The sequence below is a fragment of the uncultured Aquimarina sp. genome, from assembly GCF_947495315.1.
Lineage (GTDB): Bacteria > Bacteroidota > Bacteroidia > Flavobacteriales > Flavobacteriaceae > Aquimarina.
In genome coordinates, this window is sequence record NZ_CANLYD010000006.1 from 132218 (window position 1) to 144611 (window position 12394).

A 12394-nucleotide genomic window follows, 5' to 3' on the forward strand; every position below is an offset into this window, starting at 1 on the left:
GAGTTTCAAAGTTTTTGAATTATTATTCTGGAGAGTAAGAAAGACGAAAAGTCTCAAAGTTTAAGTTAAGAAATCATGTTTACCTCGACTAGCTAAGCATGATAATCAAGTGAAAACCGTCAGTATATTCATGGATAAAACTTTATTACAGAACGCCTTCAATAATTTTAATACTATGGTTTTATTAGGGATAGGTGTCCTTTTTTCTTTGACACTTAGTAACTTTGTAATTCCTTTTTACAAAATCAACAAATTAATATCTCGATACGATAAATCAAACCAGTCAGCAATAGACTTGCTTGTTAGAATACCGTGATAGAAATACAATCCACTTTTTAATCCACGATCAAAACGTACTGCATTTTCCATCCCTCCTTCTTCACCAATCTGCAGGATATAAGGTGTAAATATATTACTAATAGACAGTGATGATGTCTTTGCATAGCGAGACGGAATATTTGGCACACAATAATGCACTACTCCATGTTTTTCGAAAGTAGGATGATCATGTGAAGTAACTTCGCTAGTTTCAAAACAACCACCCATATCGATACTTACATCTATAACTACTGCACCGGTTTTCATACTTTCTACCATGGTATCCGATACAATAATAGGTGATCTATTTTTTCCTCTAACTGCACCGATGACAACATCACAACGTCTTAGTGCTTTTAATAAGTTTTTAGGTTGTATCGTTGAGGTATAAAGAGGTCTTCCAATATTTGTCTGGATACATCTAAGTTTAGTAATAGAGTTGTCAAACACTTTTACATTAGCTCCTAGTCCAATAGCAGAACGTGCCGCAAATTCTCCTACAGTGCCGGCACCAATAATCACTACCTCTACAGGCGGTACGCCACTTATATTGCCCATCATCAATCCAGAACCATAAGTAGCGCTACTCATTAATTCTGAAGCAATTAATACAGCTGCTGTGCCTGCTATCTCACTTAATGCACGAACTGCAGGATATGCACCATCTGCATCACGAATAAATTCAAATCCAAGAGCGGTAATTCTTTTTTTGGCGAGTTCCTGAAAATAGTCCTTAGATTGTGTTTTAAGTTGTAATGCCGAGATCAATACAGTTTGCGGATTGATATGTGTCAATTCTTCTATAGAAGGTGGTTCTACTTTCAGAATAATTGGGCATCCAAAAACTTTTTTGGTGTCGTTAGTGATTTCCGCTCCGGCTTCACTATACTCACTATCTGTAAAACTAGCTCCTAGTCCAGCGTTAGACTCTATTAATACTCTATGTCCATGAGCTGTTAGGGCAGCCACAGCATCTGGAGTAAGGCATACGCGTTTCTCTTGGTAACTCGTTTCTTTTGGGATGCCTATAAAAAGTTTTCCTTTTTTACGTGCCACTTCTATCATTTCCTCTTGTGGCAAGAGTTGCTCTTTGGTAAAAGGAGAGGTTGGTTTGCTCATTTGTGTGATCTTCTATATCTCAAATTACGAATAAAAATGGATAGTATGCAAATTAAGTAGTAGGTGAGTGAATTAGTTTGTGATTTTTTGTGAAAGTGGACAAAACATGAATACTAATATTTCTGTGTTCTCGCATTTAGATACTATCATACTAAGTATCATTCTGACTATCGAAATCTGTTCCACCAGGATTTTTTATCGGATTTATTAAAACTGTTTAATTCTGATAAATCAATCCCATGAATTTTGTCAAATATTTTTGTTCTAATTGTATATACTACACTCAAAATAATTACCGTCAATGGTATAAGATAAAAGATTTCGTTTTCATCTACAATCTGAGAATCTTCTAGTATTAATGAAATAAGCTGAAAAGAGTATAGAGCAATGGGAATTAGAATTACAGGGTACCACCAGTGTTTGCAAGTAAAAAACCAAATGATAAAAAGAGTTAACGGAATGAATTTACCGAGAACTACCCATACAAATACATTAACGCTTTCGTAATATTTACTTTGATAGGTGAAAAAAGAATTTTCCCAGATCGCTCCATCTGGGAAAATATCATTTATATAGAATAAGAATGGTACAGTTGCTATCAAAAAAACAATCAGACTACTTATTTTTAGGTACTTTAATTTTTGCTTTTGGGGCTGACATTGATTTTGAGGTTGTTGTTCCTTGCTGGGTGTTGTCATTTTGTGTGGTTGAGGTATTGGGTTTTGTCAGGTTGTTATTATCTACATCGGAGATCATGTAGGTTGCTAGGGTAAAGAAAAAACTGAAAAAGATAGTTGTTGTGATTTTCATTGTTATAGGGTTTAAAATTAGTTATACCTCAAACTTAGATGAAAATCAAGTGATTGTTCAATTCAAAAAAATTGTAATTTCGCGAGCTGTAACGAGATGTTTTTGTTACTGAAAAAAAGTAAAGCCACTACGCTATTTCTGTCAAAAACCATGTTTTTATCGATTAAGTACTAGTAAAAATCAACAATAAAAATAGTTCATTATTATTGTAAGAAAAAGAGTAACTCTGTTAAATTTTACTAAAATGGCTTTTTTAACATATTTTTACCCTAATGAAAGTACTCTTTTACCATCGTCTAGAAGGTCTATTTTTACTTTAACATAGTTTTCTGGTAATAAATTAGAAATTCTATCGGGCCATTCTATAAATATCCAGGCATCTGTATCCAGGTATTCTTCAAAACCAATATCATAAGCCTCTTCTTCATTTTGTATTCTATAAAAATCAAAATGATAAATAGTATTGTGCTCTCCTTTATACTCATTCACTAAAGAATAAGTAGGACTAGAAATTGTATCAGAGACACCTAATTGTTTACAAATTTCTTTAATTAATGTTGTTTTGCCAACACCCATTGCCGCATTAAAGAGCAAAGTTTTGTACTTAGCATTAGTGATAAGATGCTGTGCAGTTTGCGAAAGTTCGTCTAGAGTATACGTTATTTTCACTATGATATATAGTTTATATAGTATTAAGTATGCAATGACGGCATTTATAGCATTGCATACTTAATACTGTTTACTGATATGTTAACTATTACCTTGGTTTTAATACTACAAAAGGTATAATCATTTCTTCTAAAGAAACTCCTCCATGTTGGTAGGTATTTCTGTAATAACTCACATAATGATTATAGTTATTAGGATACGCAAAGAAATAATCTCCTTTGGCAAATATAAATGAACTACTCATATTTATAGAGGGTAAGTGTATTGATTTTGGATTACTTGCGGCCAGTACCTCTTTGTTTTCATAAGTAAGGCTTTTACCAGTTTTATATCTCAAATTCAGACTGGTGTTTTTATCACCGATAACTTTCGAAGGGTTTTTTACATTAATTGTTCCGTGATCTGTTGTAATTATTAATTTAAAGCCCATCTGTTGTGCTTGCTGAATCATATCCAATAGTGGCGAGTTCTTAAACCAACTCTGAGTAAGAGATCTATAAGATTTATCATTAGAAGCTAATTCTTTAATTACTTCCATTTCTGTTTTGCTATGAGATAGCATATCCACAAAATTATAAACAACCACAGTCAGATCATTATCTTTTAATCCTTTAAAATTAGCTGCAAGTGTTTTACCAGATCGTTCATTGGTTATTTTGTAATACTCATGTTTGATATCTAAACCGAGCCTTTGTAATTGTGCAGTAAGAAATTCATTTTCATACATATTCTTACCACCTTCATCGGTATCATCTAACCAAAGATCTGGATGTCTTTTTTTCATATCTGCAGGCATCAGACCAGAGAAAATAGCATTACGCGCATATTGGGTTGCAGTCGGTAGGATACTGCAATACGAAATTTCTTCTTCTTTCTTGTAGTAATTATTTACGATCGGTTCAAAAGCTTTCCATTGATCATATCTGAGATTATCAATAACGATAAATAGAGTAGGTTGGTCTTTACTGATTTCAGGAACTACTTTTTGCTTAAAAAGTGTGTGAGACATAATTGGTGTATCATCATCACCATTAAACCAATCAGGATAATTTTTATCAATAAACTTACAGAACTGAGAATTGGCTTCTACTTTCTGAGATTCCAAAATCTCAAACATACCAGTATCTTCAATATCTTCTAACTGAATTTCCCAGTATACCAACTTTTGATATAGTTCCACCCATGATGAATAAGAATTTACCATAGCCATATCCATGGCTATTTTTCTAAATTCTTGCTGATAGTTAGAAGTGGTTTTTTCGGAAACTAATCTGGAGTGGTCTAGATTCTTTTTTAGACTTAATAATATTTGATTAGGATTCACTGGTTTAATAAGGTAATCCGCAATTTTACTTCCTATTGCTTCTTCCATGATATATTCTTCCTCACTTTTAGTGATCATCACTACAGGAAGACTATCATTTTTCTCTTTTATTTCTGCTAATGTATCTATTCCCGAAAGTCCTGGCATGTTCTCATCAAGAAAAACAATATCAAAATTATTTTCTTCTAGCGTCTCTAGAGCCTCCGTGCCACTTTGGCATTTGGTGACTTCATAATTTTTCTTTTCCAGGAATAGTATATGTGGTTTTAGTAAATCAATTTCATCATCTACCCAAAGTATCTTTATATTGCTCATTATAGGCTGTTTTTTTTATGCTATTTATTTTTATAAGATGCTATATAGTTTAATAATAAAACGTTACTTCAATTATATGATCATCTTATCTGTTTTATTGACTGTTTCCTTTTTAAATTATTACAATTTACTTTCTGAAATGTTATAGACATTATATAATTCTATTGCTTAATTCGTAATTCTGAATTCATACATATATATTTGTTAGCAAAAGTAAAGTAAACTTGAAAAAAAGAAATAAACTTAAAATACTAAACGACCCAATTTACGGTTTTATTACGATACCTAATGAACTAATTTTTGATCTAATAGAGCATAGGTATTTTCAGAGGTTAAGAAGAATATCCCAGATGGGTCTTTCGTATTTAGTATATCCAGGAGCACATCATACACGTTTTCATCATGCACTAGGTTGTATGCATTTAATGCAGAATGCAGTGCGAGTCCTTCGTTTTAAAGGTGTTAGTGTTTCGTCTGAAGAAGAAGATGCTTTGTGCATTGCTATATTATTACACGATATTGGGCATGGACCTTTTTCTCATGCAATGGAACACAGCATTGTTAATGAAGTAAATCATGAGTCTATTTCTTTGATGTTTATGGAAAAAATAAACGAAGAATTTAACGGTAGTTTAACGCTTGCCATACAAATTTTTAAAGGCGAGTATCATCGTCAATTTCTTCATCAACTAATTTCTGGTCAATTGGATATGGATCGTTTAGATTATCTAAAGCGAGATAGTTTTTATACGGGCGTTGCAGAAGGAAATATCAATAGCGAACGTCTAATCACCATGCTTAATGTAGTGGATGATGAATTGGTAGTAGAAGAAAAAGGGATATATTCGGTTGAAAAGTTTTTATTAGCAAGACGTCTTATGTATTGGCAGGTATATCTGCATAAAACAAGTTTAGTCGCAGAAAATTTATTGATAAGAGTACTAAAAAGAGCGAAGGAATTAGTAGATCAGGGAAAAAAACTTAGTTCAAGCAAGGCGTTGCTATTCTTTTTAGAAAATAAGATTACAGCGGATAATTTTACAGATGATGTTTTAGAAACTTTTTCGAAATTAGATGACTATGATATCGTATCCGCAATGAAAGAATGGACTACATCTGATGATTTCGTTTTACGAAGCTTATGTAATATGATTATTGATAGGGATCTGTTAAAAATAAAAATAAAGAAGAAGACGTTTAATAAAGAAAAAATAAAAAGAAGAGTTGATGAGTTTAAAGAGAAATATAAAATTTCTGAAGAAGAAGCTCGTTATTTTGTGTTTACAGGAACGATTTCTAATCAAGCATATCATCAAAATAAACAGAATATAAATATTTTGTATAAGTCGAGTAAAATAGTTGATATTGTGAGTGCTACGGATCAATTTAATTTAAAGGCGTTGTCAAAACCTGTAACTAAATATTTTATATGTTACCCAAAGCATATAGATTAACACATTTTTTATACTTTTGTTGCTAATGATTTTTACAGCCACACAAATTGCAGGTATACTAAATGGTGAAGTCGAAGGAGATGAAACCGTCGAAGTATCAAAACTAGCAAAGATAGAGGAAGGGACTAAAGGTTCGTTAACATTCTTGTCTAACCCTAAATATACCCCATATATTTATTCTACTGATGCGTCAATTACTATAGTAGATAAAACATTTGAAGCTGAATCTAATATAAAAACTACTTTAATTAGGGTTGAAGATGCATACAAAGCATTTTCTCAGTTATTGGATTATTACAATATGGTAAAGATGAATAAGACAGGTATTGAACAACCAAGTTTTATTTCGGATACAGCAAAGTATAGTGACGATATGTATTTAGGAGCATTTTCTTATTTAGGAGATAATGTAAATATTGGTCAAAATGCTAAGATCTATCCAAATGTGTATATAGGTGATAATGTTGTTTTAGGAGATAATGTTGTTGTTTTTGCCGGGGCTAAAATATATTCTGAAACTATTATAGGTAACAACTGTGTAATTCATAGTGGAGTGATTGTTGGAGCAGATGGGTTTGGGTTTACACCAAACGAGAAAGGAGAATATAGCAAAGTACCGCAGACAGGTAATGTTATTATAGAAGATAATGTGGATGTTGGTGCTGGAACAACAATCGATAGAGCAACTTTAGGTTCCACAATTATTCGTAAAGGAGTTAAATTGGATAATCAGATTCAGATAGCACATAATGTAGAAATCGGGGAACATACTGCCATCGCTGCGCAGACCGGAATTGCGGGATCCACAAAAATTGGGAAACATTGCTTAATTGGTGGTCAAGTTGGTATTGCAGGACACCTTGTTATAGGTAATAAAGTTAGAATCCAGGCACAATCTGGTATTGGAAGAAATATAAAAGACGGAGAAGCTATACAAGGATCTCCGGCATTAGGGTACTCAGATTATAATAAATCTTATGTACATTTTAAAAATTTGCCCAAAATTGTAGATAGAGTATACAAACTTGAGAAAAAGATAAATGACAATGAGTAATTCCGTTGCAAATAAACAAAGAACGATTCAAAAAGAAGTTGAACTCAGAGGAGTGGGACTTCATACCGGAAAAGAAGTTATACTTACTTTTAAACCAGCACCTGAGAATCACGGATATGCGTTTTGTCGTGTTGATTTAGAAGGGAATCCGATTATAGAAGCAGATGCTAATTATGTAGTAAATACACAAAGAGGTACAAATCTGGAAAAGAATGGTGTAAGTATCCAGACATCCGAACATGTACTTGCTGCTTGTGTTGGCTTAGAGATTGATAATCTTTTAATAGAGCTGAATGCTTCAGAACCACCTATTATGGACGGCTCAAGTAAGTTTTTTATACAAGCTTTGGAAGAAGCAGGTATTGTAGAACAAGAAGCGGAAAGAGATGAGTATATCGTAAAAGATGTGATTTCTTATACAGATGAAGAGTCTGGAAGTGAAATTATCGTAATGCCATCCGATGAATACCAGGTGACCACTATGGTAGATTTTGGTACTAAAGTGTTGGGTACACAAAATGCATCATTAAAACATCTTTCAGAATTTAAAAAGGAAATAGCTGACGCCAGAACATTTAGTTTTTTACATGAACTGGAAATGTTACTAGAACATGGTCTAATTAAAGGAGGGGATCTGAATAATGCAATTGTATATGTAGATAAGGAGTTAAGTCCTAGTACCATGGAAAAACTAAAAGTTGCCTTCGGTAAAGATTCTATTGCTATAAAACCGAATGGAATATTGGATAATCTTACACTTCATTATCCTAACGAAGCCGCCAGGCATAAGCTCTTAGATGTAATAGGAGATCTTGCACTAATAGGAACACGTATTAGAGGGAAAATTATAGCAAATAAGCCTGGACATTACGTAAATACTCAGTTTGCTAAAAAACTTTCGAAGATTATAAAAATTGAGAAGCGTAATAAAGTTCCTCAGTTTGATCTAAATAAAGAACCTTTGATGGATATCAATAAAATTATGTCTATGCTTCCGCATAGACCACCATTTTTATTGATTGATCGCATTCTGGAAATGTCTGATAAGCATGTGGTAGGAATGAAAAATGTGACGATGAATGAACCATTTTTTGTCGGGCATTTTCCTGGAGCACCTGTTATGCCTGGAGTTATGCAGGTAGAGGCGATGGCTCAAACAGGTGGTATTTTAGCCTTAAGCACGGTTCCAGATCCGGAAAATTATCTTACTTATTTTATGAAAATAGATAAAGTAAAGTTTAAGCAACAAGTATTACCCGGAGATACTTTAATATTTAAATTAGAATTGCTTACTCCAATAAGAAGAGGAATTTGTCATATGCAAGCTTTTGCTTATGCTAATGGAAAATTAGTTACTGAAGCAGAACTTATGGCACAAATCGTAAAATCAAAATAATTATTTAGTATACTACGTAAAATTTGTTTATACTAAAAACATTAAAATCAAATCAATGAATCAGCCCTTAGCATATGTTCATCCTGGAGCAAAGATTGCAAAAAATGTAGTCATCGAACCTTTTACTACGATTCATAATAATGTGGTTATAGGAGAAGGAACCTGGATTGGTTCCAATGTTACTATTATGGAAGGAGCTCGTATTGGTAAAAATTGTAGTATTTTTCCCGGAGCTGTTATTTCTGCCACTCCGCAGGATAAAAAATTTAATGACGAGGATACTACTACCGAAATAGGAGATAATACTACTATTCGTGAGTGTGTTACTATCAATAGAGGTACTGCGGATAGAATGAAAACCAAAATTGGTAAAAACTGTTGGATAATGGCATATTGTCATATAGCTCATGATTGTATTGTAGGAGATAACTGTATATTTTCTAATAATAGTACACTGGCAGGTCATATTAATGTTGGAGATTTTGTAGTTTTAGCTGGTATGGCTGCGGTACAACAATTTTGTAGTATAGGTAATCATGCATTCGTGACAGGAGGGTCCTTAGTTCGTAAAGATGTTCCACCTTATGCTAAAGCAGCTCGTGAACCGCTTTCATATGTTGGAATAAATTCGATAGGATTGCGAAGAAGAGGCTTTTCGACAGAAAAAATAAGAGAGATACAATCTATTTACAGAATTTTGTATCAAAGCAATTATAATAATTCTCAAGCTGTAGCGATTATTGAAGCAGAGATGGAAGCTACACCGGAGCGAGACGAGGTTTTAGAGTTTATCAAGAACTCTCAGCGAGGTATTATGAAAGGATATTTCTCTAACTAAGTAATTCAAGAGATTAGATAATAGGAATAAGTAACAAAAACAACAATGGCAAGTACTAGTGATATTAGAAACGGATTGTGTATTAAGTACAATCACGATATATTTAAGATTATAGAATTTTTACATGTAAAACCAGGAAAAGGTCCTGCTTTTGTTCGTACAAAACTAAAAAGTGTAACCACTGGAAAAGTAATTGATAATACATTTTCAGCTGGACATAAAATTGATGAAGTTAGAGTAGAGACTCACAAGTTTCAGTTTCTTTATGCAGAAGGTGATACATATCATTTTATGAATACTGAAGATTATAATCAGATTACATTAGAGAAATCTTCTCTCGATGCACCAGGGTTGTTAAAAGAAGGAGCTGTGGTTACTGTGATTATAAATTCAGAAGACCAAATGCCACTTTCGGTGGAAATGCCAGCTAGTGTTATTTTAGAAGTTACTTCTACAGAACCAGGAGTAAAAGGAAATACAGCTACCAATGCTACTAAACCTGCGGTAGTTGAGACAGGAGCAGAAGTAATGGTACCTCTTTTCATAAACGAAGGTGACAAAATCAAAGTCGAAACTGAGAAAGGAACCTATAAAGAACGTATTAAAGAATAATTCAGAAATGATATTCTGAATTCTGAATTATAAAATGAAGTTTCCTCAAACACACACCCTAAAGCAAATAGCAACTATAATATCTTCAGAATTTGTTGGTATCCCAGATTTTCCAGTACTTGGAATGAACGAAATTCATGTGGTTTCTCCTGGTGATATCGTTTTTGTTGATCACCCTAAATATTATGACAAAGCTTTAGAAAGTGCAGCAACAGTTATATTAATTAATAAGAAAGTAGATTGTCCTGACGGAAAAGCTTTGCTTATTTCTGATGATCCTTTTAGAGATTTTAATATACTGACTACATATTTTAAACCTTTTGAAAAGGCTACATCTATAGTTTCAGAAACGTCCAAAATAGGAAAAAACACGATTATTCAACCCAATGCTTTTATTGGTAATAATGTAGTGATAGGTGATAATTGTTTTATTCATGCCAATGTAAGTTTGTATGATGGAACTGTTATCGGAAATAATGTGACTATACATTCAGGAACAGTATTAGGAGCAGATGCTTTTTATTATAAAAAACGACCTGAAGGCTTTGATAAACTAATTTCTGGCGGTAGAGTTGTGATAGAAGATAATGTTGATTTAGGATCTTTATGTACTATCGATAGAGGGGTTACGGGAGACACAACAATTAAAGAAGGAACCAAAATAGATAACCAGGTACATATTGGTCATGATACTGTTATCGGAAAGAAATGTTTGATTGCCTCTCAAGTTGGTATTGCCGGATGTGTAATAATAGAAGATGAAGTTACCATATGGGGGCAAGTAGGAGTAACTAGTGGAATCACTATTGGTACCAAAGCTATTGTTTCGGCACAATCAGGAGTAAGTAAATCTCTGGAAGGAAACAAAAGTTATTTTGGAACCCCTGCTGATGATTTTAGAAAAAAATATAAAGAAATTGCCGCCATCAGGCAAATACCCGAAATAATTGAAAAATTAAGGAATAATGAGTAAAATAGCAAAAGAGGTTGTTCAATCCTTTTACCAAACGGATTTGATTCATAATATAGAAGCCTTTTCTGAGTATTTACATCCAGAAGTAGAATTAAATTGGAATAGTAGTTTTGGCTACAATAAAAAAGGTTTCGATGATATTAAGACCATGTTTAAAGAGATGTCCAGATCATTCGAAACGTTTAGGTGTGAGATTAGTCATCTTTTAGAAGAGAATGGAATGGTTACTATCCGATATACTTATGTTGCTAAAACCATAGAAAGGCCTGATAAAGAAGAAGCAATAGCACATTTCATTGCAATTTGGGAACTAAAAGATGGTAAGTTATATAGAGGATATCAGATTAGTCAACAAGGAGATAATACACCGGAAAATTTAAAATCATTTTTATCTAAATAGATTTCAAAAACCAGGATAATTATTTTTATTTTTTCTAAATACTAAATAAGAAAGGTATTGGAAAATTAAAAAAACAAAAAAGAATTTTTTTTTTGTTTTTTCATTTTAACTATAGTGTTCAAAACCGTATTTTTGAAACTGCTAAAAAAATATAAAAAATCATAACGCAATGAGTGTTCTAGTAAATAAGGATTCTAAAATAATAGTTCAAGGTTTTACGGGTAGCGAAGGTACTTTTCATGCTGGTCAAATGATTGAGTATGGTACTAATGTAGTAGGAGGCGTGACTCCCGGTAAAGGTGGACAAACACATCTTGATAAACCAGTTTTTAATACTGTGCAAGACGCAGTTAAGGAGGTTGGAGCTGATACCACTATTATTTTCGTGCCACCTGCATTTGCTGCAGATGCTATTATGGAAGCTGCTGATGCAGGAATTAAAGTAATTATAACAATTACTGAAGGTATTCCTGTTGCAGATATGATTACAGCTTCTAATTATATAAAAGGAAAAGGATGTCGTTTAATCGGCCCTAACTGTCCAGGAGTAATTACTCCTGGAGAAGCAAAAGTTGGTATTATGCCAGGTTTTGTATTTAAAAAAGGTAATGTAGGTATTGTTTCTAAGTCCGGAACATTGACCTATGAGGCTGCTGATCAGGTTGTAAAACAAGGATTAGGTATTACTACCGCTATTGGTATTGGAGGAGATCCAATTATTGGAACTACTACAAAAGAAGCTGTAGAATTGTTGATCAATGATCCAGAAACAAGTTGTGTTGTAATGATTGGAGAAATTGGAGGACAATTAGAAGCTGATGCTGCTAAATGGATTAAAGAAAGTGGAACTTCTAAACCGGTAGTAGGCTTTATTGCTGGAGAAACCGCTCCTGCCGGACGTACTATGGGACATGCAGGTGCAATTGTTGGAGGAAGTGAAGATACTGCTGCTGCTAAGAAAGCGATCATGAGAGAATGTGGAATTCACGTGGTAGATTCTCCTGCAGAAATTGGTAAAAAAGTAGCTGAAGTATTAGGTTAGAACTATACTGTATTTCTCTTGTATGAGAATACAAACTTTATAAGCTAAAAAATCCATCCGCCTATGGCAG

Annotated in this window: 12 protein-coding genes; 8 read left to right on the forward strand and 4 right to left on the reverse strand. The window is 33.3% G+C overall.

Annotated features, from left to right (window positions below):
• Nucleotides 1-237 precede the first annotated feature (237 nt).
• The 4 genes from Q0910_RS12505 to Q0910_RS12520 form a co-directional block, all read right to left on the reverse strand.
• A complete protein-coding gene (locus Q0910_RS12505; RefSeq protein WP_299216814.1) occupies nt 238-1437 on the reverse strand; it encodes an alanine dehydrogenase in 1200 nt (399 codons plus the stop codon).
• A 167-nt stretch (nt 1438-1604) separates the two neighbouring features.
• Nucleotides 1605-2135, reverse strand: a complete 531-nt coding sequence (locus Q0910_RS12510) for a hypothetical protein (protein WP_299216816.1) — start codon at nt 2133-2135, stop codon at nt 1605-1607.
• Nucleotides 2136-2511: 376 nt separating this feature from the next.
• Nucleotides 2512-2916 carry a tRNA (adenosine(37)-N6)-threonylcarbamoyltransferase complex ATPase subunit type 1 TsaE gene (gene tsaE, locus Q0910_RS12515; RefSeq protein ID WP_299216818.1) on the reverse strand — a complete coding sequence of 135 codons (405 nt, stop codon included), beginning with the start codon at nt 2914-2916 and terminating at the stop codon, nt 2512-2514.
• An 88-nt stretch (nt 2917-3004) separates the two neighbouring features.
• Nucleotides 3005-4555: a bifunctional response regulator/alkaline phosphatase family protein gene (locus Q0910_RS12520; protein WP_299216820.1), complete on the reverse strand. Its 1551-nt coding sequence runs from the start codon at nt 4553-4555 to the stop codon at nt 3005-3007.
• A 224-nt stretch (nt 4556-4779) separates the two neighbouring features.
• On the opposite strand from Q0910_RS12520, the gene Q0910_RS12525 reads away from it, so the two are divergent.
• The 8 genes from Q0910_RS12525 (at nt 4780) to sucD (ending at nt 12324) form a co-directional block, all read left to right on the forward strand.
• Nucleotides 4780-6009, forward strand: a complete 1230-nt coding sequence (locus Q0910_RS12525) for an HD domain-containing protein (protein WP_299216822.1) — start codon at nt 4780-4782, stop codon at nt 6007-6009.
• A 25-nt stretch (nt 6010-6034) separates the two neighbouring features.
• Nucleotides 6035-7063, forward strand: coding sequence for a UDP-3-O-(3-hydroxymyristoyl)glucosamine N-acyltransferase (gene lpxD, locus Q0910_RS12530; RefSeq protein ID WP_299216824.1), 1029 nt, complete (start codon nt 6035-6037; stop codon nt 7061-7063).
• On the forward strand, nt 7056-8459 hold the full coding sequence (locus Q0910_RS12535) for a bifunctional UDP-3-O-[3-hydroxymyristoyl] N-acetylglucosamine deacetylase/3-hydroxyacyl-ACP dehydratase (protein WP_299216826.1): 1404 nt from the start codon (nt 7056-7058) through the stop codon (nt 8457-8459). The genes lpxD and Q0910_RS12535 overlap by 8 nt, the downstream gene beginning before the upstream one ends.
• Nucleotides 8460-8514: 55 nt before the next feature.
• A complete protein-coding gene (gene lpxA, locus Q0910_RS12540; RefSeq protein ID WP_299216829.1) occupies nt 8515-9297 on the forward strand; it encodes an acyl-ACP--UDP-N-acetylglucosamine O-acyltransferase in 783 nt (260 codons plus the stop codon).
• Nucleotides 9298-9342: 45 nt separating this feature from the next.
• Nucleotides 9343-9909, forward strand: a complete 567-nt coding sequence (efp, locus tag Q0910_RS12545; protein WP_299216831.1) for an elongation factor P — start codon at nt 9343-9345, stop codon at nt 9907-9909.
• 34 nt (nt 9910-9943) lie between these two features.
• Nucleotides 9944-10882, forward strand: coding sequence for a UDP-3-O-(3-hydroxymyristoyl)glucosamine N-acyltransferase (locus Q0910_RS12550; RefSeq protein ID WP_299216833.1), 939 nt, complete (start codon nt 9944-9946; stop codon nt 10880-10882).
• The gene (locus tag Q0910_RS12555; protein WP_299216835.1) at nt 10875-11282 is read left to right on the forward strand and encodes a nuclear transport factor 2 family protein; all 408 of its coding nucleotides are present in this window, start codon (nt 10875-10877) and stop codon (nt 11280-11282) included. The genes Q0910_RS12550 and Q0910_RS12555 overlap by 8 nt, the downstream gene beginning before the upstream one ends.
• 169 nt (nt 11283-11451) lie before the next feature.
• Nucleotides 11452-12324: a succinate--CoA ligase subunit alpha gene (gene sucD, locus Q0910_RS12560; protein WP_299216837.1), complete on the forward strand. Its 873-nt coding sequence runs from the start codon at nt 11452-11454 to the stop codon at nt 12322-12324.
• The last annotated feature ends 70 nt before the right edge of the window (nt 12325-12394 follow it).